We start from the raw sequence: 22,617 nt of genomic DNA on the forward strand, positions 1-22,617 counted from the left end.
GATGATTTCATGGTCCAGCCGCCGCTGAACCTGGCTGTCGAGAACCTGCAGCTTTTCGTCTTGCAGTTCTTCCAGGTCTTCAGGAAAAAGGTCGGCGGGAGTGTGCCAGCACTGGCAATTTAGAAGTCGCGGTCCAGCGTTCCCGTCTCCGTGGCGGGTGCCAGGGAGGAGGCGACGCCGGCCGCGTTGGTGACGGCCGCCGTCGGCGTCCACGCCATGTTCACCGGTGTGGTGTAGCTGCGCAGGCTGCCGGCGCCGCTTGCCACGGTGCCCACTGTCACGGTGACCACCGTGCGCGGAACCCCGTTGACCGTGACCGTTGCCGCCGTCATGGTGCCGTTCAGGGTGACGGTCTTGCGGTTTTTGACGTAGTTGCCCTTGGTATTGACGGCCCCAAGGTTCACGGTGCTGCCGGTCCGCTGGATGTCCAGGGTGTCAACAGCGTTGCCCTGGCCCAGCAGGTTGCCGTCCCGCAGCCGGACCGTCACGGGCAGTGCGGCTCCGTTCCAACCGGGCGTCACGGTGGCCAGGTTGACCTGCTGGCTGTAGCTGAAGCTGATGGTGTCCCCGGCGTCCACCCGGCCCAGCACCCCGCCGTTGGTGGCCTGGATGTCCGCCGCGCGCAGCGGGCTGTTGTCCACCCGGCGGCCGGACACTGTGGCGGAAATGGTTTCCTTGCCGGTGCTTTCAAGCAGGATGGCGCGGACGTCGTAGAGCCCGTCGGCCACGGCGGTGGTGTTCCATGCGCAGGAGTACGGTGCGGTGCCCACTGTGCAGCGGGTGGTCCAGGTGGTGGTTCCGGCCGGGGCCGTCTGGAGGCGCACGTTGGTGATGCCCGCCGTCGAATTGGCCGCGGCCTGCAGGGCGACGGTTCCGGTGAGGTACGCTCCCGGATCCTCCATGGAGACCGAGCCCACCGTGTTGTCCACGGTCCGAAGAGACGTGGCGGAGGTGGTGGCGGTGTTGCCGGCGTCGTCCGTGGCGATGGCCCGGAAGCTGTACTGGCCGTTGGCCAGCTTGGTGGTGTCGAACCGGCAGGTGTACGGCGGCTCCTCCACGGCGCACATGGTCACCCAGGTGCTGGTGCCTGAGCGGAGGTACTGGACTTGCACCTGGGCGACGCCGGACACCGCGTCTGCCGCCGTCGCCGTGAAGTTGGCGGTACCGCGGATGGTGGCGCCCGGGTCCGTCAGGGCCACCGTGGGGGCCTGGCTGTCCACCAGGATGTCCGGCAGGACGGGGGAGTAGGTGGTGGTGCCGCCGGAGACCGCCACCGCGCGGAGGTCATAGGATTCGTTGCTGTACGTGGCCGTTGCCCAGGTGCAGGGGGACGGCGCCACCTGGTTCGGGCATAGCGTTTTCCAGTTGGTGGTACCGGCCGCGGCGTACTCCACCCGCACCGTGTATGTGCCCGGGCCTGCGTTGCTAAGGACGGGGCTTAGGTTGACGTTGCCGCGGACCACTTCGCCGGGGTCGGGCAGGGACACCGCAAACGAGTTGGCCACGGAGGTGCTGATGGGTTCCGTGGTGGTGGTGAGGCCGGATTTATCCGTTGCGGCGGCGCGCAGCAGGTAGGCGCCGTCGGGCACGGCAGCGGTGTTCCAGCCGCATGAATACGGTGCGGACACGGCGGTGCACAGGGTCACGTACACACCAGTGGCGGCGGGGGCGTACTGGATCGCCACATTGCGGATGCCGCTCTCGGCGTCCGAGGCTTCGGCGGTCAGCGCCACGGTCCCCTTCACCGTGGGGCCGGGATTGACCAGGACGGCCGACGGCGGCATCCAGTCCAGTGCCGTGCCGAACGAATTCGCGGCGTTGGCCGTCGTGGCCGTGAACGCGGCCGAGGAGAACACGCTGGCGCCCATCACCACCACGGTGACCAGGACGGCGACGATGCCCATGGCGGTGCCGGTTTTCTGCAGCGGTGAGGGTTCGTCGTCGTCCGTTCCGTCGTCGTCGTCCCCACCGCCATCGGGTCCGGAGCCGTCGCCCTCGTCATCAGGGGTGCCGCCGTCATCGCCGTCACCGGGGCGGCTGCGGCCGGTAACGCCGAAAACTGCGGCCACCACGGCCACCAGGGTAATGACGGACCACAGGGCCAGGGCGGAGAGGTTGCCGCTGCCGAGCCACAGCCCGGGCAGGCCCACGGCGGGGATGAGCAGGCGTGCCTGGCCTTTAATCTGGTCGCGGACAATGGGGGTGCTGTCCACGGTGATGTTGGCATCGCCGGCTGTGACAAACGTTCCATCCGTGTTCGCAGCGACGATGCGGTGCAGGCGGGTTTTTGCCACGCCGCCGGGCTCGGCCTCCGCTGGGCTGTGGTACTCCACTACGCCGCCCACGGGCACCGGGTGTTCCGGGTTCAACGCCGCGGCGAGCACCACGTCGCCGGGGGAGATGTGCGGCTCCATGGACCCGCTCTGCACCACGGTGCCGTGCCAGCCGAACAGCGCCGGGAGCACCGCGAACAGGGCAAGGCTCAGCAGCACACCCAGATAAAGCCGCGACGCGATGGATGCGATAAAACGCACCCAGCCGTCAGCGGAGAACAGTCCTGCTCCCCGGGAAAGACCCGGTGCAGACCCGGGCCTTTCCCGGTTCACAGCGCTGTGGTTGCCAGGCCGGAGTTACGGGGTGGTGGGAGCGTTGTCGGACTGGAGTTCCCATACGAGGTCGATGCTCACGCGGGCACCCTGCAGGGCGTTGACCTCGTCCTGGCTCAGGTTGGTGGTGTCGAAGCGCCAGGTGCCGCGGTAGCTCTGGGTCTCGCCGGGTGTGCCGGTGGTGTCCCACGGAGCCCCGCCGGTGGCGAAGTCGCGGTTGACGGTGGCCAGGGTGGAGAGCGGCAGTTCAGGGACCGTGTTGGCCGTGGGCGTGAAGCCGGTGCAGTCGTTGAACGATCCACCCGTGCCCTGCTCAAGGTCGAAGAAGATCCGGTTTTCCAGACCCTTTGAGGTGACCAGGTTCTGGGTGTAGGCCCGGACTTCGCCGGCCACATTGGACTGGGACGTAACAACGATGCACTTCTGGCCCGTCTGGCCCGGGACGATGTTTTCCACGTGGAACGCCGCAGCGCCGAGGTCATCGTCCGTAAGCACCACGTTGCCGGTGCTCCAGGAGTTGCCGGCGTTGCGGGTGGAGGCCGTAAAGGCAGCCTGCGAACCCTGCCAGACCATGCCGCCGGCAATCAGGAGGGCGACGGGAGCGGAAGCGAACATGGCGATTTTGCGTGTGCGTGATGAGGGTGTGTGCATTTCTGAGACCTTGCCTTGACCGATAGGAGAGACGTTCCTGCTCGGTCGGCCCGCAAAGCACTTCCAAGTGTCCGTGGCCCCCAAGCGCTGACACGGTCGGGATACGGGAGTCCGCAAACTATAACCAGACCACGTGACAGATGTGTCATTGGGTTGTCATTTTCTTTAGCCGGGCCTTGCGCGCCTTCTTGATGCGGCAGGTTCCGTGGGCTTTACAGGCTAACTACTTAGAGTGACAATATAGCTATGGATGTTTCCTCTTCACCGCCACAGCCGCCCGACGGCGCCGAGTGGCCCAGCGACTGGCTCCGGGCCACGCTCGGCTTTTTTGCCCTCCGTGCGCTGCAGGCCGGGCCCTCCTACGGTTACGCGATCATCAGCGAACTCGAGCAGCACGGGTTCGGTGTCATCAAGGGCGGCACCCTGTACCCGCTCCTTACCCGTTACGAGACGGCCGGCCTGGTTTCCACCGAGTGGAAGGCAGGCGTCAACGGGCCAGGGCGTAAATACTTCGCCCTGACCCCCCTGGGCCGGACCGAACTGTCCCGCCTCAGCGCGGACTGGCTGCGCTTCACCCACCTGAGCACCCACTACCTCGACCCCGAGCGCCAAACAAAGGAGTCCACCACATGATGCAGGAAACCGCCGATAGAAAATGGTTTGACGACCTCGTCCTGGAGCTGCGTTTGCGCCAGGTGCACGGCAGCGCCATCGGCGACGCGGTGGCAAGTGCACGCGAACTCCTGGGTGACACCGGCCAGCGGGCCGAGGACGCCTTTGGGCCGGCTCGCGACTATGCTGCCGCCCTGGACCTGCCCGCTGCGCCGGCGCACCACTGGGTGCGCACGGCACTCTGGCCCGCGCTCCTGGGCCTGCTGGCTTTCCTTCTCTTCAATCAGGCCGTAATGGCCTGGGTCAGGTCCGAAACGATGCTGGTCTCGCCCGCGCAGCTGGCCCTCCTGGCCCTGCCCGTGGTGCTTATCGCGTTCCTGCCGCTCTACCTCACGGCGGTCATCCGGCGCCTGTGGGTGCTGGCCTGCCTCGCCGCGGTGTGCGCAGCGGCGGGGCTGCTTTCCGCCATCGTGGCGCCGACGGAACAGGCGGACGCGTGGCTGGCCATCGAGCCGCTGCCGTGGGTTGTGGGCACCGCCGTGGTGATGGTGGCCCTGTCAGTCAGGAACACCGTCATCTCCCGCCGTCCCGGTCAGGATGACGACATCGCGGATCCGTTGGCCGCTGCCGAGGCAACCGGCGGTGTAGGCGCCAAAGTGGGTGTGGTGATTGCCAACTGGCTGTTCCCGCTCTTCGCCCTGGCCATGCTGGGGCTCGCCCGGACACTGAGCTGAGCCGCTGAGCCAGGCGGCGGTGGAGCCGGCTATGCCGGTGAAACCGCCGCCTGAGGGCTGCCGGGCGCTCCCTGCCGGCCCCGGACCGCGCCCGCCTTCGCCTTGCCAGCCGTCGCCTTGCCGACCGCCAGCGTAATGACGCGGTGCGCCAGGGCGATGTCGCCGTCGTCGTGGGTTGCCTCCAGTACCGTCACCCCGCGCGCCAACTCCGCAGCAATGGCTTCCCTGATCAGTGTCCTGGCGTGGCTGTCCAGCCCGGCGGTGGGCTCGTCCAGGATCAGGATGCCGGCCTGCTGCGCCAGGCCCTGGGCAATCAAGGCCCGCTGCCGCTGCCCGCCGGACAGTTCGGTCAACTGCCGGCCGGCCAGGTCCGAGATCCCCATCCTCGCCAGGGCCTCCGCCACCACGCGCCGGTCCGACGGGCGCAGCGGGAGCCAGCCCCTGCGGTGCGGCCAGCGGCCCATCTCCACGGCTTGCCGGACTGTGCACGGCATCACCTCCGGGGTGTGCGTGTGCTGGATGACAAACGCCGGCCGCTGCCCTGCGGGAAGCGTGACGGTCCCGGCTGACGGTTTCAGGATGCCTGCCGCCAGGCCGAGGAGGGTGGACTTGCCGGACCCGTTGGTCCCGGTCAGCGCCGTATGGGAGCCGGGCATGATGGCCAGCGAGATGCTGTCCAGCACCGGCCGGTCAGGGTAGGCGAACCCGGCCCCGTCAAAAATGATCCTGGACAATTGCGCTCCGTCGAAATGTTGCGAATGATTCTCATTATTAATGTATCGTGAACGGCGATGGAATGGTTACTTGATCCCCTGAACGCGTCCTTTTTCCAGCGTGCCCTCCTGGGCGGCGCCCTGGTGTCGGTCTTCTGCGCCGTTGTTGGCACCTGGGTGGTGGTGCGCGGCATGGCCTTCCTGGGCGATGCCATGTCCCACGGACTATTGCCGGGTATCGCCGTTGCCTCGCTGCTGGGCGGCAACCTCATCCTTGGTGCCGCCATCAGCGCCGCGGCCACGGCTGCCGGGGTCTCGGCCATCACCCGGAACCGCCGCGTCTCGCAGGACACCGCCATCGGGCTGCTGTTTGTCGTGATGCTCTCGCTCGGTGTGATCATCGTGTCCGCATCCGGGGGTTTCGCGGTGGACCTTACCGGCACGCTCTTCGGGGACGTCCTGGCCGTCCGGACGGAGCACCTGCTGGTGCTGGCCGCCGTCGGACTTGTTGTCCTCACCACCGCCGCGGTGTTCCACCGGTCCTTTATGGCGGCCGCATTCAATCCGCACAAAGCCGCCAGCCTGGGGCTGCGTCCCCGACTGGCCCACTTTGTGCTGCTGTTCCTGATCACCCTGGCCGTGGCCGCGTCCTTCCAAGTGGTGGGCACCCTCCTGGTGTTCGGCCTGCTGATCGCGCCGCCTGCCGCCGCGCTGGTGTGGGCCCGGTCCGTCCGCGGCGTGATGGTCCTGGGCTCGGTGGTGGGCATTGCCAGCGTGGCGGCCGGCCTCTGGATCTCCTGGTTCGCCGGCACAGCCGCCGGTGCCACCATCGCCCTGACCGCGGCCCTGTCCTACTTCGCCTCGGCTGCTGTCCGGTTCCTGGTCCGCCGGAACCGGCCCGCACCCCGCCCCACCGCACCCTCCACAGAAACGGAACCTTTCTCCAGTGCACCGCACCATGCCTAAGCCCGCGCTCCTCCTCGCCGCCCTGCCCCTGCTGCTGGCAGCCTGCGCCGCTCCCACTGCTGCTGAACCGTCTCAGCCGGCCGCCACACCCCACGGCTACGTGGCCGGCGCCCAGGAAAACCCGGAGCCGCAAACCGGCCTGCTCACTGTCGACAGGGCCACGGGGGAGGCCCGGCTGTTGTCGCTGCTCACCGGGGACACGTCCGACGCCGGCCGGTTCGGCAAAGTGGACGCGCTCCACCAGGACGGCCGCTACGCCCTGGTCACCACGCCGGAGCACGTGGAGGTCTTCGACACCGGCGCCTGGACCGTGGACCACGGCGACCACGCCCACTACTACAGCTCCGAACCACGGACCGTGGGGACCATTGAGGTCCCGGGCCCGGGCAGCATCGCCGGGGACGGCAAAGACCTTGCCGTCTTCTCGGACACCGGCGGCTACGCAGCCGTTTTCCGGCACAAGGACCTTGACGCGGGCAGCATCGACGAGGCTTTCCGGATCACCACCTCCGCGCACCGCGGGATGGTGGTTCCGTACGAGGGCCACTTCATTGCCAGTGTGGCGGCTGAGGGTTCAGCCGTGGCTACCGGCGTGGAAGTGCGCGACGACGCCAATGCCACCGTCCTGGCCCGGCAGGACTGCCAGGATCCCGCTGCCTCCGCCACCACCCGGGTGGGTGTGGTGCTGGCCTGTGCCGACGCCGCCCTGCTGATCACGGAGGAGGACGGCACGTTCGCCGCCGAGCGGATACCGTACCCGGCGGCCAACGCGGGTGTACCGGCAGCCACCTCCCTGGAACACCGGGCGGGGTCCAACGAACTGGCCGGCCCTGCCGGTGACGCCGGCGTCTGGCACCTCGACGTGTCCGCGCGGACGTGGACGTTGCTGCCCACGCCCGCCCGGACCGTGGCCGCATCCGCCGTGGGCGACACGCGCAGGGTGCTGGCCCTCGGCGTCGACGGCGTCCTGCGCACCCTGGACCCGCGGACTGGTGCAGTGACGGCGGAAGCTCCGCTGCTGGCGCCGCTCACGGGTTCCGAACCTGCGGTCCCCGCCCTTCGGGTTGATGCCTCCCGTGCCTACCTCAGCGATCCCGCCGGCTCCAGGGTCCTGGAACTCGACTACGCCGATGAGCTGCGCGCGGCCCGCACGTTCGACGTCCCCGCCGCGGACCTGGTCCTGGAGACCGGACTGTGAGGCGCCTGGTGGCCGGCACTCTGGCAGCTGCGTTGGCGGTGTTGGCGCTGGCAGGCTGTTCACCGGCGGCTGCCGCGAAGCCCACCGTGGTGGTGACCACCAACATCCTGGGCGACATCACCCGGAACGTTGTGGGCGATCAGGCCGAGGTGGTGGTGCTGATGGAGGCCAACGCGGACCCGCATTCCTTCGGCATCTCGGCGCAGCAGGCAGCGCGGATCGAAGCCGCGGACCTGATCATCCACAACGGCGGCGGGCTGGAAGAGGGCGTCCTCAACCACGTCGAAGCTGCCGCCGCGGCGGGTGTGCCGACGCTGGCGGCGATGGACGCCGTCGAGCCCCTTGCGTTCAGCCACGGGTCCGGCGCCCAGGACCCGCACTTCTGGACCGACCCCGCCCGCGTCAGCCAGGCCGTGGCGGCCATTGCGGACAGCGTGGAAGGGCGCGTGGCCGGGGTGGACGCCGGGGTGATCCAGGCCCAGGCGGACGCTTACACCGCGGAGCTGACGGAGCTGGAGGCGGCCATGGAAGCGGGCTTCGCCGGCATTCCCGCCGCGCACCGCAAGCTCATCACCAACCACCACGTGTTCGGCTACCTGGCCCAGCGCTTCGGGTTCGACGTGATCGGCGCCGTGATCCCCAGCGGCACCACGCTGGCCTCGCCCAGCTCTGCGGACCTCAACGGGCTGACCGGCGCCATCCGCGACGCCGGCGTGGTGGCGATCTTCGCGGACTCCTCGCAGCCCGAGCGGCTGGCGCAGGTCCTGGCCGCCGAAGCCGGGATGGACATCGCCGTGGTCCCGCTGTTCACCGAATCTTTGGGCGCGGACGGCTCCGGCGCCCAGACCTACCTGGACATGATGCGGTCCAACACCCAGCGCATCACCGACGCACTGACCTGATTCTATATTTTTTGCCATCACCCACCCAGAAAAGGAAGCACCCATGCACCACCGCACTTCACTTGTCCGATCCTCGCCCATCCGGCTGCTCTCGGCGCTCGCCGTCACGGGCCTGCTGCTGACCGGCTGCGGCGGAACCGCCGGCCCGGCCGCCGGAACTTCACCGTCGGCGTCTGCCGCCGCGACGGTTCCGGAAGCGGCGCCGCGCATCGTCACCACGTACGACGGCGGCATCCAGGTCCTGGACGGCGCCTCCTTCAAGGTGCTGGGGGACTACCCCCTTGCCGGCTTCAACCGCGTCAACCCGGCAGGGGACGGGCGGCACGTCATCATCTCCACCACGGAGGGCTTCAAGGTGCTTGATACCGGTGTGTGGACCGACGGCTCCACCCACCATGCGCAGGACCCGGCCATGACGGACATCGTGTTCCCCACGTCCAAGCCCGGCCACGTGGTGCGGCATGACGGGAAGACCATCCTGTTCAGCGACGGGACCGGCGAGATCAGCATCTTCAACTCGGCAGACCTGGCCAAGGGCCAGCCTGAGGTTCAGACCCACCAGGCCGAGGAAGCACACCACGGCGTGGCCGTGGAACTGGCCAACGGCGAACTGGTCCTCACCCTGGGCAACGAAGACAGCCGGCCCGGCATTGTGGTGCTGGACAAGGACGGCAAGGAGATTGCCCGGAACGAGGACTGCCCGGGTGTGCACGGCGAAGCCACTGCCGAGGGTGAGGCCGTGGTGATCGGCTGCCAGACCGGCGTCCTGATCTACTCCGGCGGGACCATCACCAAGGTGGCCAGCCCCACGGAGTACGGCCGGATCGGGAACCAGGCCGGGTCCGATGAGTCCGCCGTGACGCTGGGGGATTACAAGAAGGACAAGGACGCCGAGCTGGAACGCCCGGAGCAGATTTCCCTGATCAACACCAAAACCAAGGAGCTTGCTTTGGTGGACCTGGGGACCAGCTACAGCTTCCGGTCGCTGGCCCGCGGGCCGCACGGTGAGGCCCTGGTGCTGGGCACGGACGGTTCGCTGCACGTAATCGACCCCGACACGGCCAAGGTCACCAGCAGCATCCCCGTGGTGGGCGCCTGGGAGGAGCCGCTGCAGTGGCAGCAGCCGCGGCCCACAGTGTTCGTCAACGACCACACCGCCTTTGTGACCGACCCCGCCACCAACACCATCCACGCGGTGGACATCGAGGCCGGCACGGTGACCGGAAGCGGCACCCTGGACCAGACCCCGAACGAGCTCACCGGGGTGACGGGCTAGGTTCCAATCCTCAGCTTGGCCGCAGATCCGGGCCTTGAAGGTTAGGATCTGCGGACAAGGGATCGGGGATCTGGGATGAACTGGGACAATGACGACCCGGCCGTCCGGTGGGCGAAGACGGAGCGGGCCGTCATCGGGGTCACGGACGAAGGCACCGGTCAGGCCGTGTGGAAGTTCTACAGGATTTACCTGCCTGTGGGGGTGGCGGTCCTTCTTGCTGCCGGTTTTGTGGTTGGCCTGTGGATCTACGGGAACGACCCCGACGAGCGGGTGGCCCAGGTGGGCGTTGGCCTCTTCTTCGCGGCTTTGGGCGCGTTGGTGGGTTCCATGGTTTATTCGGCCAAACGGGTCACGCCGCTGGTTCGGCCCAAGCACGCGGGCGGGCTCATCTGGCTGGAGAAACCGGAGCGTAAAGCCTTGATGGACCAGATCGAGGGTAAAAAGCAGACCATCCCCGGGCAAGTACCCGTGCTGAGGGGCGCCGCTGCGCTGGTGCGTAAAGGCCTGGCCCCCACCCTGCTGATGTTCCCGGGGTTCATGCTCCTTTACGTGTCCCAGTTGCTGACCACTTTCAGCGATGGATGGACCTGGTTCCAGTGGCTGTGGTGCGCGCTGATCCCTTTTATGGCCGCCTTGTTTGTGGTGACGCTCAGGCAGTTCCGGCGGGCCGGTGATTTCCTGGCACGAACCGGGACAGCGCAGGAGGACAGCTTCTGACTCCATGGGGCCGGGCCCAATTGGCAACCGATCCTCAAGATGGCCCAAAGGTGGTTCAGTGTGTGTCCGATCCATGAGTTACTTGGTCTGTATCCGCTGCGATGCTGCAGCCCCGGACGGATTGGAACATGATGCAACTGTGGCGTGCTGTGAGGAAACTGCCGCAACCGGTGAAGGGCTTGTTTGTCCTCTACATGGTGGTGTTCGCGGTGGCCTTCCTTTCGGTGCCGCTGGCGGCATTCACCGGCCGGGCGCAATCGGCTGAGGTGGTGCCCTGGACGTTCGGCGCTGTAGGCGTTGCCGCGGTGCTGCTGGGGCTGGCCCTCGTCTTCGACGTGCGCGGATCCGCGCAGGCGTACGCCGGCATGGTCAAGGACTTCAAGCCCATGGGCGTTGACTACTCCAACTCGTTTTTCGCCAGGCCGGCCTACATCCGGGCCTTCGGTGGCCTGTTCGCTGTCATCGGGATCATGTTCATTGTGGCAGCCACGGTTTACGCCGGCCGGAACGGGTAGGCATGGGCGCACTTCAGTGATTGTGCTGCTTTGTGCGAGGTGCTAGTTTCAAAACAATCGTGAACAACCGGCAGGAGGTGGGACCCGTGAACGCAGTACCAGCACCGGGTGCTCCCCTGGAGTCCACGGACGTGCGGTTTTCCTAGCCGCCACCGGGAGCGCCTTCCATTAGGCATTACGCGAAGAGGCGACTCCCATGAACACAACACATTCTCCAAGCCTGCATTCCGCCCCGGGAGCTGACGCGCCGACGGCCGGCAAACGGGCCCTGGTCCTGGGCGGCGGCGGATCAACCGGCAACGCCTGGCTGATCGGCGTCATCGCCGGTCTGCAGGACGCCGGCGTGAACGCAGCGGCGGCCGACCTCATTGTGGGGACCTCGGCCGGATCAACGGCTGCGGCGCAAATCACCGGCGCGGACCCGGCTGACCTGCTGGCCGCCATCCTCGACGCCGGTGCCCCGCCGCCACGGCAGGCGGCCGGCGGTCCCGTCGGTGGCGCGCAAGCCGCGGCGCCGGTGCTCACCCAGATGGAACGGACGGCCGCCGTGATCGCCGCTGCGGCGGATGCTGCCGACATGCGCCGCAGGATGGGCGCGTCCGCGCTCGAGGCCGTGCCGGCGTCGTCCGCTTCAACGCAAGCGCGATGGCGCGCCACCGTCGCCGCCCGGTTGCCCAGCCTGGAGTGGCCGGAAAGGCGGCTGCTCATCACTGCCGTAGATGCGCGCACCGGGGACCCGGTGGTGTTCGACCGCCACAGCGGGGTTGACCTGGTGGACGCTGTTGCCGCGAGCTGTTCAAGCGGCGCCCCGTACAGAATCGGCGATGGCCCCTACATCGACGGCGGCTACCGGACCAACGCGGACAATGCCGACCTGGCGGCCGGCTACGCGCACGTGCTGGTGCTGTCACCGTTCAGTGGCAGGTCGCGGACGCCGGTGGAGTGGGGCCTGCACCTGGCAACGCAGGTGGATGCGCTGCGGGCCGGAGGCAGCCGCGTGGAAACGGTGTTCCCGGACAGCGGATCCGCGCACCTTTTCGGGCCCAGTGCCATGGACCTGTCATTGCGCCTGCCCGCTGCCCGGGCCGGATTCAACCAGGGCCGCGCCCTCGCCGGCAGGCTTGCCAGGCCATTTACTTCAGGGCAGGCCTACCCCACGCAGGCCGCTGGGTGAGAAGGACCAGCCCCAGGACAATCGCCCAAGATTCCACCGTCAAGATAACAGGCGCCGCGATGCCTGGATCCTTGCGTGCCGCGCCGCCGTCGGCGAAGATGAACGCACCCAAGCTGCGAAGAAGGAGCCGACGCGATGGGAAAATACTTGATCTCGTTTCCGAGTGCCGCCATGGTGGTGCCGGAAGAGGACATGCCGGCTGTTGTTGATGCATCCCACGCTGTGGTCCAGGAAGCCAAGGACGCCGGAGTCTGGGTCTTCGGCGGCGGTATTGATGAGGGCATCCCACCAGTAATGGTCGACGGCGATGGGTCGGTGCACGAGGGAACCTACCCGCAGACCAGCCAGCTCGAAGGCGGCTATTCGGTGCTGGAGTTGCCTTCCCACGATGCGGCCTTGCAGTGGGCAGCAAAGATCGCTGCGGCGTGCAGGTGCGCGCAGGAAGTGCGCGCTTTCCACTACGACCCCGCCAGCTGAACCCGGCGGCGGTCCCCGGCCGAACGAAGCAAGGGTAAGTTCCCGCCGTCGAAAAGGCAGGAAGTCACGCATCAGCGGTGTGGACGGTACGATAGGGGGAGTACCGGCCCCTGCGCCGTTCCGCCCTTCTCGCCCTGGCTTCAGTCCGGTGCATGGTGGTCACGGCTCCCGGGGTTTTCCGGTCCCATCGCGGGGGCAGCACATCCGCTGCCGCCCCGGTCCCTCCGGGACCGATGGGTCCGGGCCGCGTCACCAAGGTCCTGCAAGGGGCCGATGGCATGCGCCTGATAGTCCCGGCCGTCCACGCCGGGTCCGCCCGTCCGCTCATTGCGGTCCAACGGAGGAGAAGTTTTTGGCTCGAGGCCAACGCCAACCCGGCGCCACCCGCAAGGGTGCCGCTACCGGCGGTGCCGCCCGCACCGGCGGCCAGCGCCGCGGCAGTGCGCAGCAGCGCGCACCCCGACGTGCCCGCGATCTTGACAACGAGGGGATGATCCCGGTCCTGGCCCGGGCCGTCCGGGAAGTCGAGTCCGCCGCGCAGAACGGCAAGGTCCGGCCCTCCGGCCGCACCACCTTCCAGGTGGTGGCCCTGCTGGTCCGCGAGGAGCGGGCCCGCATCAAGGCCGACGCCGACAGTACCGAGGCGCAGCGCAACGAGCAGCTCAAACGCCTGGACGGGGTGGCCACCATCCTGGCCAAGACCGCTGCGAGGGACACCTCTTTGCTGATCCTCCTGCCCGAGGACGCACCTGTCTCCGACGCTGCAGCCAGCCTGAAGCGTGACATGCAGCGTGCCGCAGGCGTGGAAATCACCGCCGCGCCGGAACCCGCACCCGAACCGGATGCAGCCCCGCTGGTTCCGGAACGCAGCGTGGTGCCGCAGTCGGTGGTGTCCCGGCAGCTGTCCAACCCCTTCCTGGCCCCCGATTTTTCGGCAGTGGACCACAAACGTCCCACCGGCCGGCTCAGCAGCTGGGAACTCCTGGGCCCACTGTTCAGGTCCTTCGAATATGGCGGCGCCTCCTCCTGCATGGACCTGCCCAACGACTCCCGTATCAGCGCCCCGGCCGGGCTGGAGCTTATGAAGCACCAGGCGCAGCTCGTGGCCGCCGCCAAGGACGGGCACCGGACATTCCTGCTCGCGGACGAGCCCGGCTTGGGTAAGACCGCACAAGCGCTGCTCGCCGCCGAAGCTGCTGACGCATTCCCGCTGCTGGTGGTGGTGCCCAACGTGGTCAAGACCAACTGGGCCCGCGAAGCCGCGCTGTGGGCGCCGCGACGGACCGCCACCGTGGTCAACGGCAACGGCGACACCATCGACGGGTTCGCCGACATTGTGGTGGTCAACTATGAGGTGCTGGACCGTCACGTGGGATGGCTGGGCAGCTTCGGGTTCCGCGGCATGGTGGTGGACGAGGCCCACTTCATCAAGAACAAAACCTCCCAGCGCTCCCAGCATGTCCTGCAGCTTTCCGAGCAGATCCGGGAGCGAACGGTCCGCCCGCTGCTGATGGCCCTGACCGGAACGCCGCTGATCAATGACATCGAGGATTTCCGTGCCATCTGGCAGTTCCTCGGCTGGATTGACGACAAAAAACCCCTGGCCAGGCTCATGAGCGCGCTGGAGGATAACGGCCTCACCCCTGCCGACTCCGGTTTTTACACCGCGGCACGGGGCAGCGTGGTGGACCTGGGGATCGTCCGACGGCGGAAAGTGGACGTGGCTGCCGACATCCCGGCCCGGCGGATCGCCGACCTCCCGGTCGAGTTGGACGACGAAGCCGGCCGCTCCATCCGCGCAGCCGAACGCGAGCTGGCCCGCCGGTTGGTGCAGCGCTACGACTCGGCGATCGAAAACCGGAAGTCCAGTGTGCCGGTGGTGGGAATCGACGAGGAGCTTGTGCGCCGCGTGGCCCGCTGGGAACGGGAAGACACCAAGGCTGCCAGCTCCGAAGAGAACGTCTTTGGGGTCATGCGCCGGATCGGCCAGGCCAAGGCCGGGCTCGCGGCGGACTACGCTGCGCAGCTGGCCCGCAACGTGGGCAAGGTGGTGTTCTTCGCCAAGCACATCGACGTGATGGACGTGGCAGAAGAGACGTTCGCCAAGCGCGGCCTGCGCTATTCCTCCATCCGGGGCGACCAGACCGCCAAGCAGCGCCAGGAAAACATCGACGCGTTCATCAACGATCCGGACGTGGCAGTGGTGGTGTGCTCACTCAGCGCCGCCGGCGTGGGCCTGAACCTGCAGGTTGCCTCCAACGTGGTCTTGGCCGAGCTGTCCTGGACCGACGCGGAGCAGACGCAGGCCATTGACCGCGTGCACCGCATCGGCCAGGAAGAGCCGGTGACCGCCTGGCGCATCATCGCTGCGCAGACCATCGACTCCAAGGTGGCGCAGCTGATCGATTCCAAGGCCGGCCTTGCGGCCCGTGCCCTGGATGGATCGGATGAGGATGTTTCCTCCTCCGAGGACATCCAGCTCGGTGCCCTGATTGCGCTGCTCACCGATGCGCTGGAGGCCCGCGTCGCGGTTTGACCTGCGAAGCCATTCCGGCCGGGCGCCCAGCGGTGCCTGGCCGGGAGTTGGCTGACAAGCAGCTGTGTACCCGATGCCGCATCGGTGGGATGCTGTGTTGATGGATATCCGTGTGTGGTGGCCGCTGCTCGACGCAGAAACCCGCGACTGGCTGATTGAACACAACGGCGAGCCGTTGCCGCCGAAAGTGGTTGACGGCATCAAGGCTGCTGCGGGCGGCACCACTGATTCCCAGAGCTGGGCCAACGAATCACCACACGGCCTCCAGCTTTCTGACGGGGCTGTTGATTGGATCGAAACTGTGGCTAACGGCGAGGATCCGTCTGCCAGCTGAGTTACTGCGGCAGCACCAGCAGGTAGCCTGCCGGAAGCTCGCTGCTCCAGCGCCGCGGCTCGCGGACCACAAACTGGGTGGCCAACTCATCGGGGGTCAGCAGGCTGTTCGGGGCGGGCGACGGGCCCCACTGTCCACTGCCGTAGGGGTACAGCGGGTCCACCACGCGGATGCCGGTCACCGGGAAATCTGCGAACTGTTGCGGATCGCCAACGGATTCGAACCCGCTCATCACCCAGGCGTGCCGACCGCTCCACATCACCAGTCCCACTGGCCTGCCGGTCCCGGCGATGGCCCGCGCGGCAGTCCGCAGCGTCTCGCCATAGTCCGCGATGCTGACCACGGTGTACGGCCCCATGCCGCTTTCGGTGAGCACCTGGGCCCAGCCGAACGGGTTGGCGCCGTTGTAGGCATTGGTTGACTTTGCCCGGGCCTGCTCCCACAACGCGCTTTGCTGGGCACGGTCGTTCCACGTGCCGCCGCCGGTGTCGTCAATCAGGTTGTGCGCCATCTGGATGCTCGCGGCCACGCACCAGTCGAAGGTGTACTGCGGCACAAAGTCGCCTTCCTGGTACAGGTTGAGGGCAAATGGCTGGGGGACCGGCGGCGGGGGAGCCGGCGTTGTGCCTGGCAGCGGCTCCGGGGCGGCCGTCGGCGCGGGGGTAGGGACGACGGCGGTTTCCCCCGCGGCTGCAGCGGCGGCGGATGGTGACGGAGCCTGGGCGGTGCTGGGCGCTGTGGTGCCGGTCGCGGGCGTGCAGGCCGCGAGCAGGGTTGCCAAGGCAAAAAGCCCAGCGAAAAGACGGGAACGGGCGCCGGTCATGATGGCCCCATTCTATAGCGGGCCGGCCGGATCGGGGCGGGTGGAAGCCTTGATGCTCCCGGATCGGGCACCATGGAGACCATGACCGTTGAACTGCGCCCGTGGACCACCGATGACGCACCGGCCCTGGTGACTGCCGTTGCCGGCAGTCCGGAACTGGTGGTCCAGTTGGGCGGCGCCGGTCCCGCCACCGTGGGACAGGCCCGGGACATCATCTTGGCCCAGCTTCCGTTCAACGATTCCCGTCGCAACTGGGCCATCACCGTCCACAACGCCGTGGTGGGAAACGTGGGCCTCTCAGCGATCGAACGCCGCCACGGCACCGCTTGGGCATATTACTGGCTGGCCGGTCCGGCCCGCGGTCACGGGTACGCGGCACGGGCGTTGGCCACGATGGCAGGCTGGGCGTTCGGCGACGGTCTGTTCCGGCTGGAACTGGGCCACCGCACCAACAACCCGGCGTCCTGCCGGGTGGCTGCCCGTGCCGGGTTCCTCGCCGAGGGTATCGAACGCGGCAAACTGCTGTACGGATCCGAACGATACGACGTGGAAACCCACGCCCGGCTGCGCACCGACCCGGAACCGGATATTAAGCCGATATCGCTGGTTTCCTGACCTGCCGGAAGCCCGGCCTGGCCGGTTCCGGCGCGGCGCAGCAGCCCGGTTCGGGCTCCTGCGATCCTGTGGTGACTGCGGGGGGAACGTCGCAGCTGGTGCCGGCGTCTGCGGAGCATACCCCGGTTTCGGGCAGTTCAAGGTGGACGGTGTCCGCCGATTCCTGGTCACCGGCGAGGGCTGCGGCGACGGAGCGGACCTGCTCGTAGCCGGTAGCGAGCAGGAAGGTCGGTGCCCGGCCGTAGGACTTCATCCCGACAATGTAGAAGTCCTTTTCGGGGTGGGCCAGAACCTTCGCGCCGTGTGCTGGGACGGTGCCGCAGGAGTGGAATTCAGGGTCGATCAGCGGGCCGAGTTCGGTAGGGGCTTCAACAGCGGGGTCCAGGTCCAGGCGCAGTTCGCGCAGGATCTCCAAGTCCGGGCGGAAGCCGGTGCAGGGGACGATGACGTCGGCTTCGATGGTGCGACCGTCCACGGCTTCGACCTCCACGTGTGAGTCGAGGTTCTTCAGGGCCGCGATGCCGAATCCAGTGTGCAGTTCGATGATGCCGGCTTCGACGAGGCGGCGGAGGCGGGAGCCGAGTTGGCCACGTGCTGGCAGCCCGTCTGCCTCGCCGCCGCCGTAGACCTTTTCGGCCGACGCGCCACGGACGGCCCAGAGGATGCAGGTGCTGGCTTCGTCTTTTGCGAGGGCGGCAAGGTTGATCAGGGTGTTTGCTGCCGAGTGGCCGGACCCGACGACCACAACGCGGCGGCCGGCGAAGGCCGAGCGGTCGCGGTCAACAACGTCGGGCAGGGGAGATGAGATCCGGTTCCCTGCGGTGGTCTCGCCGATGGCCGGCAGGCCGGAGGTGCCGACAGGGTTGCGGGTGGACCAGGTGCCGGAGGCGTCGATGACGGCAGCCACGGTGTGGTCCCGTGTTTCGCCGCCGTGGTGTTCGACCCGGACAACGAAGGCAGTGGTGTCGCGGTCCCGGACATGGGTTTTGTCCATACCCTGCCGGGTCACCGCGATGACCCGGGCGCCGGTCTGAAGCCGGGAAGCGATCTGCGGGGTGGCGGCAAACGGGATGAGGTAGTTATCGATGAGTTCCCCGCCGTTGGGCAGGGCGGTGAGGCGGGGAGACTCCCAGCCAGTGGCTTTTAGGACCCGGACGGCTGCGTCGGCCAGGTTGAACCGCCAGGGGGAGAACAGGCGGATGTGTCGCCATTGCTCAATGGCTGCGCCCGCCGTACGGCCAGCTTCGAAGATGACCGGTTCGAGTCCCCGTTCGAGCAGATGGGCGGCAGCAGCCAGACCAATGGGTCCGGCGCCGATGACCGCGATGGGAAAGGTCTTCACTGGATCGTGGGTGGTTTACTTGGCGGCCGGGACGAGCGAAGCGATCAGGCCCTCGATGCGGGTCCTGATCTCATCACGGATGGGGCGGACGGCGGCCACGCCCTGACCGGCAGGGTCCTCAAGGACCCAGTCCTCGTAGCGTTTGCCGGGGAAGTAGGGGCATTCGTCCCCGCAGCCCATGGTGATCACAACGTCGGATTCCTTGACGGCCTCGGTGGTGAGGATCTTGGGGATTTCAGCGGACATGTCGATGCCGAGCTCGGCCATGGCTTCCACGGCGGCCGGGTTGACCTTCTCGGCGGGCTGGGAGCCGGCTGAGCGGACTTCGATCTCACCCTTGCCAAGAGTGGTCAGGAACGCGGCGGCCATTTGGGAACGTCCGGCGTTGTGGACACAGACGAACAGGACGGAAGGCTTCTTGATGGGTTCGGTGCTCATGGTGTTCTCCAAGTGACGTCGCGGGGGCTAGAGGGCAGCGGGTTCGGCGGGGAAGAAGCGTTTGCGGGCCCACAGGGCCGCGTAGACGAGGGCGACCAGGACGGGCACCTCGATCAGGGGACCGACAACCCCGGCGAGAGCCTGGCCGGAAGTGACCCCAAAGGTGCCGATGGCCACGGCGATGGCCAGTTCGAAGTTGTTGCCCGCTGCGGTGAATGCCAGGGTTGTGGTCTTGGCGTACCCGAGGTTGAGCACCCGGCCCAGGACCATTCCCGCGCCGAAGACAACCAGGAAGTAGACCAGCAGGGGCACGGCGATGCGGACCACGTCCAGGGGGCGGGACGTGATGGTGCCGCCCTGCAGGGCGAACAGGAGCGTGATGGTGAAGAGCAGCCCGTAGAGTGCCCAGGGTCCGAGCTTGGGCAGGAACCTGTCCTCGTACCAGTCTCTGCCTTTGGCCTTTTCGCCGACGGTGCGGGTCAGGAAGCCGGCCAGCAGCGGGATCCCCAGGAAGATCAGCACCGAGGCGGTGATGGCCCAGAAGGAGAAGTCGGCGCTGGTGGTGGGCAGACCCAGCAGCGACGGGAGCCACTGGAGGTAGAACCAGCCCAGGGCACCAAAGGCGACAACCTGGAAGACAGAGTTGATGAACACCAGAACGGCCGCGGATTCGCGGTCACCGCAGGCCAGGTCGTTCCAGATCATCACCATGGCGATGCAACGGGCCAGGCCCACGATGATGAGTCCCGTGCGGTACTCGGGCAGGTCCGGGATGAAGATCCACGCCAGGGCGAACATAAACGCCGGGGCCAGGAGCCAGTTGATGACCAGGGAAGTGATCATCAGCTTCCGGTCAGCCAAAACGCGGTGCGCCTGATCGTAGCGGACCTTCGCCAGCACCGGATACATCATCACCAGCAGTCCCACGGCGATAGGCAGGGACACCTCGCCGACCTTCACTGCCTCCAACGCCGTATTCAAGCCGGGGACCACGCTGCCCAGCAGCAAGCCAAGGGCCATCGCGGCGATGATCCACACCGGCAGGAAACGGTCCAGAGCGGACAGTTTGCCAACGACGGCGGCCTCGTCATGGCGGCGTGGCAGTGTATTGGTCCGGATACTCACGGGTCTCCTGTGCAGTTCAGCAGTAAATTGATGAAGATCAATACAGGAGTATCACCATCTATATCGATGATTGTCAATCTGCATGCATAATGGAACGCATGAACTCCCTGCAAACTCTTGAGCCCGCGGTCGACGCCTCATGCTGTGTCCCCTCCGAAAGGCCGGCACTGAACGCTGAAGAAGCGCAGCAGAAAGCTCTCATCTTCAAGGCCCTGGCCGACCCGAACAGGCTGCGGCTGCTCTCCATTGTCAAAGCAGGCGAGTCAGGTGGGTCCTGCGTCTGCGACCTCACCGAACCGCTCGACCTTGGCCAACCGACCGTTTCCCACCATTTGAAGATCCTGGTCGAGGCCGGTCTGTTGCATCGCGAAAAGCGCGGCACCTGGGCCTATTACTCACTGATCCCAGGGGCGTTGGACGACGTTGCCGGCATACTGGCCACTCTGTGACTGTGGTGAGCGTTCGCTGGCCGTCTGCACGAAACGGCGGGGTTCACAATCGTCGGACGCAGAAGCCGCATCGCACTGATGCCACACGGCGCACACGCGGGACTATGGCGCGACACAGTACTCATCGAACGCCGCTCCTTGGCGATCTGACCACAGCCGGGTTCAGTCATCGGGCCGGGCAAAGGGGGTTTCCATGACCCCGGTGCGGCTACCCGTGTATTCAGGTACGGCCGCACTCGCGGGTGATGGAAGCTTTGAAAGATGAAGGTGGCGTGGATCCCTGGGGCCCGAAGGGCGGGCGCTGGGGGATTCCTTGCCCTGGCTAAGCGGCCAGGGCGCCCGGATGGTACTGGCGCTTCGGGGCCAGGACGCTGATGGTGCAGTCGGACTGCTGCGGATCCACCCGGACGGGCAGATGGTGCTGCTGCGACGATGCCTGCAGCATCTCCAGGGCTTCCCGGTCCACACTTGCGTGGGAAACGTCGAGTTCCAGCTGGAGGTTCTGCTTCAGTGCGTTGGCCCGCTTGGCCACCACGTAAATTGCGTTGACGCTGTGGACGGTGACATGGCCTTTGGCGATCACCTGGGCACGGGCGCGGTCCAGATCCACCCGCACCACAATGTTGAGCTTCGAATTCAAAAAAACGGCCTTCCCCTGCCAAAGCTGCGACGCTGCAGCTTTGTGCTTTGGCCTCCTGCATAAGCCTCTACAAGGTTAGGTGGGAAATGTGATCTGCGCAACACCGGATATCCGGCCGGCTTCCCGGGGCTGCCCGGCGCCGGGACCGGATCAGATGGTTTGGGGCAGCCGGCCCGTCAAGGCAGCCACGGGAACGGCGGACCAGCGCCCGCTCTCCGGCTCGTAGGCAATCACCGTGGCGGACCCCGCGCCCCGCGCCTCATCGATGGCCAGAAGCAACGCGTCCTCAAGGTGCCGCGCGTATTCCAGCCGCCGGTCCGGGGAACCCGGCAGGTCGCCGTCGTCAATCACCACATGGCCCTTCCCGTCCACGATGACCTTCAAGGAGTAGCCCCGGTCCTCGTGCAGCGAGCCGCGGGTGGACGAGATTTCGGTGACCCGGTCCGCCCGGACCAGTCCGTTTCCCAGCGTACGGATCCACACGTCACCCATGAATTTCCTCCTTCGGCGGTGGGCGCGGAGCAGCGCCCCATATGGCGAACGCTACTCCTCCGGGAGTCTTTTGTGACCCCTCCCGCAGCCCCCTTATGTTCGTCCGCCGGAACAGGTAAAGTTCCCGGCAGGCCGCCCCAAAGGGCCGCCGCCGGGGTTTGGGGGGACTTCCAGCAACATCTCTTGTTGGGGAGTCGGGCATGCGCGCTACACAGCAATCCATCACGGCCACAAAAGTACGACGGCGGCTGGCCAGATTGGCGGCCGCGCTCGCCGCCCTGCTGGCCACGGGGCTGATCGTCGCGGCCCCCGCGGGTGCCCTCGCGCCCGCGGATCCTCGGGCACCGATGACGATCAACGCCTTCCTGGACGAGCCCAGCTGGGCCTATCTGGACCGGCCCTCGCTGGTGCAGATATCCCTGGTGGTGCCCGCCGGCCAGACCCGGGTGCCCACAGGCACGCTCAAAGTCACAGCCCACGAACCGGGCGCCGTCCCATCAGTGGTAACGGTGACGGGAGACGAGGGCAACTTCTACATTCCCATCCAACCCACACAAATTGGAACCCGGTACCACACCGTGTCCTACTCCGGCGATGCGCTTTTCAAGCCGTCCGCCCTGCGTGCCTCCTACGTTGCCCTGACCGGACCAGAGATCCGCACGGCCCTGCAGTCCGCCACGGCCGGCTCCGTGCTGGTCAGCCAGCCAGTCAAGCTCACAGCTACGGTGCGGGCTGCCAGCGGTGCCCGGATGAACGGCATCCCTGACGGTCCCATCATGTTCTACGCCGACGGCGTTGCGGTGGGGGAGGGGATTGCCGTGGCGGGTTCCAGCGGCTGGAGCGCCACCCTGTCCCTGGACTCTCTGGCGGTGGGCCGGCACAGGATCACTGCCAACCTTGAATCGGTGATCCACTACTTCGGGCCCGCGTCCGCCCCCGTCTACGTTGATGTCAAAGCTCCTGCTGCAGGCCTGCCCGTCACCGGCAGGCATACCGTCATGCAGGACGGACCGGGTGGCTCCTGGGCACGCTCGGCCGTGACGGTGCGCGCAGCCCGGACCGGGGAGCCTGCCCCCGCCGGTTATGTGCAGTTCTACGTGGACGGGAGCGCACCCGGCCTGCCCGTGAAGCTGGTTGCCGGTAAGGCGGCCTGCGACTATGTGCCGCTCGGAGCCGGCACCCACCGGATCCGGGCCGTGTACCTGGGTGACACCCGCCACCGCCCGGCCGAGCTGCCCGTCCGCACCGTAACGGTCACGGGGCCGGCGAGCTGAGGCGGGGG

The 22,617-nt window shown here is 67.2% G+C and carries 24 protein-coding genes and 1 pseudogene; 16 read left to right on the forward strand and 9 right to left on the reverse strand.

The window, feature by feature from the left end; translation table 11 throughout:
* Nucleotides 1-119: 119 nt before the first annotated feature.
* The gene (locus ACU18_RS00155) at nucleotides 120-2,534 is read right to left on the reverse strand and encodes an Ig-like domain-containing protein (protein WP_082178082.1); all 2,415 of its coding nucleotides are present in this window, start codon (nucleotides 2,532-2,534) and stop codon (nucleotides 120-122) included.
* Nucleotides 2,535-2,630: 96 nt separating this feature from the next.
* Nucleotides 2,631-3,257 (reverse strand): hypothetical protein, encoded by a 627-nt coding sequence (locus tag ACU18_RS00160; RefSeq protein ID WP_050683495.1) that lies wholly within the window; start codon nucleotides 3,255-3,257, stop codon nucleotides 2,631-2,633.
* A gap of 246 nt (nucleotides 3,258-3,503) precedes the next feature.
* Here ACU18_RS00160 and ACU18_RS00165 point away from each other — a divergent pair, with 246 nt between their 5' ends.
* Complete coding sequence (locus tag ACU18_RS00165) at nucleotides 3,504-3,890, forward strand: PadR family transcriptional regulator (protein ID WP_050683496.1); 387 nt, start codon at nucleotides 3,504-3,506, stop codon at nucleotides 3,888-3,890.
* Nucleotides 3,887-4,603, forward strand: coding sequence for a hypothetical protein (locus tag ACU18_RS00170; RefSeq protein ID WP_050683497.1), 717 nt, complete (start codon nucleotides 3,887-3,889; stop codon nucleotides 4,601-4,603). The genes ACU18_RS00165 and ACU18_RS00170 overlap by 4 nt, the downstream gene beginning before the upstream one ends.
* 29 nt (nucleotides 4,604-4,632) lie before the next feature.
* Here ACU18_RS00170 and aztA read toward each other — a convergent pair whose 3' ends face one another.
* Nucleotides 4,633-5,337, reverse strand: a complete 705-nt coding sequence (gene aztA / locus ACU18_RS00175; protein WP_231685961.1) for a zinc ABC transporter ATP-binding protein AztA — start codon at nucleotides 5,335-5,337, stop codon at nucleotides 4,633-4,635.
* Nucleotides 5,338-5,394: 57 nt separating this feature from the next.
* Here aztA and aztB point away from each other — a divergent pair, with 57 nt between their 5' ends.
* From aztB to ACU18_RS00225, 10 genes are all read left to right on the forward strand, one after another.
* Entirely contained in the window at nucleotides 5,395-6,282 is an 888-nt protein-coding gene (gene aztB / locus ACU18_RS00180) for a zinc ABC transporter permease AztB (RefSeq protein WP_050683498.1), read from the forward strand.
* Nucleotides 6,275-7,480: a hypothetical protein gene (locus ACU18_RS00185; RefSeq protein ID WP_231685962.1), complete on the forward strand. Its 1,206-nt coding sequence runs from the start codon at nucleotides 6,275-6,277 to the stop codon at nucleotides 7,478-7,480. Before aztB ends, ACU18_RS00185 begins: the two co-directional genes overlap by 8 nt.
* Nucleotides 7,481-7,485: 5 nt before the next feature.
* On the forward strand, nucleotides 7,486-8,382 hold the full coding sequence (gene aztC, locus ACU18_RS00190) for a zinc ABC transporter substrate-binding protein AztC (RefSeq protein WP_231685963.1): 897 nt from the start codon (nucleotides 7,486-7,488) through the stop codon (nucleotides 8,380-8,382).
* A 43-nt stretch (nucleotides 8,383-8,425) separates the two neighbouring features.
* Nucleotides 8,426-9,658, forward strand: a complete 1,233-nt coding sequence (gene aztD, locus ACU18_RS00195; protein ID WP_050683501.1) for a zinc metallochaperone AztD — start codon at nucleotides 8,426-8,428, stop codon at nucleotides 9,656-9,658.
* 75 nt (nucleotides 9,659-9,733) lie between these two features.
* The gene (locus ACU18_RS00200) at nucleotides 9,734-10,375 is read left to right on the forward strand and encodes a hypothetical protein (RefSeq protein ID WP_050683502.1); all 642 of its coding nucleotides are present in this window, start codon (nucleotides 9,734-9,736) and stop codon (nucleotides 10,373-10,375) included.
* Between the two features lie 170 nt (nucleotides 10,376-10,545).
* The gene (locus ACU18_RS00205; protein ID WP_157407489.1) at nucleotides 10,546-10,890 is read left to right on the forward strand and encodes a hypothetical protein; all 345 of its coding nucleotides are present in this window, start codon (nucleotides 10,546-10,548) and stop codon (nucleotides 10,888-10,890) included.
* Nucleotides 10,891-11,086: 196 nt separating this feature from the next.
* Nucleotides 11,087-12,064 carry a patatin-like phospholipase family protein gene (locus tag ACU18_RS00210; RefSeq protein ID WP_050683504.1) on the forward strand — a complete coding sequence of 326 codons (978 nt, stop codon included), beginning with the start codon at nucleotides 11,087-11,089 and terminating at the stop codon, nucleotides 12,062-12,064.
* Between the two features lie 135 nt (nucleotides 12,065-12,199).
* Nucleotides 12,200-12,541: a YciI family protein gene (locus ACU18_RS00215; protein ID WP_050683505.1), complete on the forward strand. Its 342-nt coding sequence runs from the start codon at nucleotides 12,200-12,202 to the stop codon at nucleotides 12,539-12,541.
* A gap of 490 nt (nucleotides 12,542-13,031) precedes the next feature.
* Nucleotides 13,032-15,077 (forward strand): DEAD/DEAH box helicase, encoded by a 2,046-nt coding sequence (locus ACU18_RS00220; RefSeq protein ID WP_157407493.1) that lies wholly within the window; start codon nucleotides 13,032-13,034, stop codon nucleotides 15,075-15,077.
* A gap of 100 nt (nucleotides 15,078-15,177) precedes the next feature.
* On the forward strand, nucleotides 15,178-15,411 hold the full coding sequence (locus ACU18_RS00225) for a hypothetical protein (RefSeq protein WP_050683507.1): 234 nt from the start codon (nucleotides 15,178-15,180) through the stop codon (nucleotides 15,409-15,411).
* A 1-nt stretch (nucleotide 15,412) separates the two neighbouring features.
* Here the strand turns inward: ACU18_RS00225 and ACU18_RS19470 are convergent, their stop codons facing one another.
* Nucleotides 15,413-16,234, reverse strand: a complete 822-nt coding sequence (locus ACU18_RS19470) for a hypothetical protein (RefSeq protein ID WP_050683508.1) — start codon at nucleotides 16,232-16,234, stop codon at nucleotides 15,413-15,415.
* An 81-nt stretch (nucleotides 16,235-16,315) separates the two neighbouring features.
* On the opposite strand from ACU18_RS19470, the gene ACU18_RS00235 reads away from it, so the two are divergent.
* Nucleotides 16,316-16,849 carry a GNAT family N-acetyltransferase gene (locus ACU18_RS00235; protein ID WP_050683547.1) on the forward strand — a complete coding sequence of 178 codons (534 nt, stop codon included), beginning with the start codon at nucleotides 16,316-16,318 and terminating at the stop codon, nucleotides 16,847-16,849.
* Here the strand turns inward: ACU18_RS00235 and ACU18_RS00240 are convergent.
* Genes ACU18_RS00240 through arsB form a run of 3 tightly spaced genes read right to left on the reverse strand, consistent with a single transcriptional unit; the run spans nucleotide 16,824 to nucleotide 19,748 of the window.
* Nucleotides 16,824-18,191 (reverse strand): FAD-dependent oxidoreductase, encoded by a 1,368-nt coding sequence (locus ACU18_RS00240; RefSeq protein WP_050683509.1) that lies wholly within the window; start codon nucleotides 18,189-18,191, stop codon nucleotides 16,824-16,826. The two genes, ACU18_RS00235 and ACU18_RS00240, sit on opposite strands and share 26 nt — an antisense overlap.
* 15 nt (nucleotides 18,192-18,206) lie before the next feature.
* Nucleotides 18,207-18,629: an arsenate reductase ArsC gene (locus ACU18_RS00245; RefSeq protein ID WP_050683510.1), complete on the reverse strand. Its 423-nt coding sequence runs from the start codon at nucleotides 18,627-18,629 to the stop codon at nucleotides 18,207-18,209.
* Nucleotides 18,630-18,656: 27 nt separating this feature from the next.
* Nucleotides 18,657-19,748 carry an ACR3 family arsenite efflux transporter gene (gene arsB, locus ACU18_RS00250; RefSeq protein ID WP_442853696.1) on the reverse strand — a complete coding sequence of 364 codons (1,092 nt, stop codon included), beginning with the start codon at nucleotides 19,746-19,748 and terminating at the stop codon, nucleotides 18,657-18,659.
* Between the two features lie 104 nt (nucleotides 19,749-19,852).
* Here arsB and ACU18_RS00255 point away from each other — a divergent pair, with 104 nt between their 5' ends.
* Together ACU18_RS00255 and ACU18_RS20120 are read left to right on the forward strand one after the other, a co-directional pair.
* The gene (locus tag ACU18_RS00255) at nucleotides 19,853-20,203 is read left to right on the forward strand and encodes an ArsR/SmtB family transcription factor (RefSeq protein ID WP_050683512.1); all 351 of its coding nucleotides are present in this window, start codon (nucleotides 19,853-19,855) and stop codon (nucleotides 20,201-20,203) included.
* Nucleotides 20,204-20,224: 21 nt separating this feature from the next.
* Nucleotides 20,225-20,353: pseudogene (locus ACU18_RS20120) on the forward strand (GNAT family N-acetyltransferase); the annotation flags it as partial.
* A 172-nt stretch (nucleotides 20,354-20,525) separates the two neighbouring features.
* Here ACU18_RS20120 and ACU18_RS00260 read toward each other — a convergent pair.
* Together ACU18_RS00260 and ACU18_RS00265 are read right to left on the reverse strand one after the other, a co-directional pair.
* The gene (locus ACU18_RS00260; RefSeq protein ID WP_050683513.1) at nucleotides 20,526-20,843 is read right to left on the reverse strand and encodes a hypothetical protein; all 318 of its coding nucleotides are present in this window, start codon (nucleotides 20,841-20,843) and stop codon (nucleotides 20,526-20,528) included.
* A gap of 150 nt (nucleotides 20,844-20,993) precedes the next feature.
* On the reverse strand, nucleotides 20,994-21,335 hold the full coding sequence (locus ACU18_RS00265; RefSeq protein ID WP_050683514.1) for a hypothetical protein: 342 nt from the start codon (nucleotides 21,333-21,335) through the stop codon (nucleotides 20,994-20,996).
* A 200-nt stretch (nucleotides 21,336-21,535) separates the two neighbouring features.
* Between ACU18_RS00265 and ACU18_RS00270 the strand changes: the two genes are divergently transcribed.
* Nucleotides 21,536-22,609, forward strand: coding sequence for an Ig-like domain-containing protein (locus tag ACU18_RS00270; RefSeq protein ID WP_082178085.1), 1,074 nt, complete (start codon nucleotides 21,536-21,538; stop codon nucleotides 22,607-22,609).
* The last annotated feature ends 8 nt before the right edge of the window (nucleotides 22,610-22,617 follow it).

Origin of the sequence: Arthrobacter sp. ZBG10, assembly GCF_001238605.1 — a bacterium.
Lineage (GTDB): Bacteria > Actinomycetota > Actinomycetes > Actinomycetales > Micrococcaceae > Arthrobacter.

Coding starts and splice junctions, on each gene's coding strand:
- ACU18_RS00220 (WP_157407493.1), top strand. CDS start 13,032: ATGATCCCGGTCCTGGCCCGGGCCGTCCGGGAAGTCGAGTCCGCCGCG.
- ACU18_RS00265 (WP_050683514.1), bottom strand. CDS start 21,335: ATGGGTGACGTGTGGATCCGTACGCTGGGAAACGGACTGGTCCGGGCG.
- ACU18_RS00165 (WP_050683496.1), top strand. CDS start 3,504: ATGGATGTTTCCTCTTCACCGCCACAGCCGCCCGACGGCGCCGAGTGG.
- ACU18_RS00210 (WP_050683504.1), top strand. CDS start 11,087: ATGAACACAACACATTCTCCAAGCCTGCATTCCGCCCCGGGAGCTGAC.
- ACU18_RS00215 (WP_050683505.1), top strand. CDS start 12,200: ATGGGAAAATACTTGATCTCGTTTCCGAGTGCCGCCATGGTGGTGCCG.
- aztD (WP_050683501.1), top strand. CDS start 8,426: ATGCACCACCGCACTTCACTTGTCCGATCCTCGCCCATCCGGCTGCTC.
- ACU18_RS00255 (WP_050683512.1), top strand. CDS start 19,853: ATGAACTCCCTGCAAACTCTTGAGCCCGCGGTCGACGCCTCATGCTGT.
- ACU18_RS19470 (WP_050683508.1), bottom strand. CDS start 16,234: ATGACCGGCGCCCGTTCCCGTCTTTTCGCTGGGCTTTTTGCCTTGGCA.
- ACU18_RS00160 (WP_050683495.1), bottom strand. CDS start 3,257: ATGCACACACCCTCATCACGCACACGCAAAATCGCCATGTTCGCTTCC.
- aztB (WP_050683498.1), top strand. CDS start 5,395: ATGGAATGGTTACTTGATCCCCTGAACGCGTCCTTTTTCCAGCGTGCC.
- ACU18_RS00245 (WP_050683510.1), bottom strand. CDS start 18,629: ATGAGCACCGAACCCATCAAGAAGCCTTCCGTCCTGTTCGTCTGTGTC.
- ACU18_RS00235 (WP_050683547.1), top strand. CDS start 16,316: ATGACCGTTGAACTGCGCCCGTGGACCACCGATGACGCACCGGCCCTG.
- ACU18_RS00225 (WP_050683507.1), top strand. CDS start 15,178: ATGGATATCCGTGTGTGGTGGCCGCTGCTCGACGCAGAAACCCGCGAC.
- ACU18_RS00185 (WP_231685962.1), top strand. CDS start 6,275: ATGCCTAAGCCCGCGCTCCTCCTCGCCGCCCTGCCCCTGCTGCTGGCA.
- ACU18_RS00270 (WP_082178085.1), top strand. CDS start 21,536: ATGCGCGCTACACAGCAATCCATCACGGCCACAAAAGTACGACGGCGG.
- ACU18_RS00170 (WP_050683497.1), top strand. CDS start 3,887: ATGATGCAGGAAACCGCCGATAGAAAATGGTTTGACGACCTCGTCCTG.
- ACU18_RS00200 (WP_050683502.1), top strand. CDS start 9,734: ATGAACTGGGACAATGACGACCCGGCCGTCCGGTGGGCGAAGACGGAG.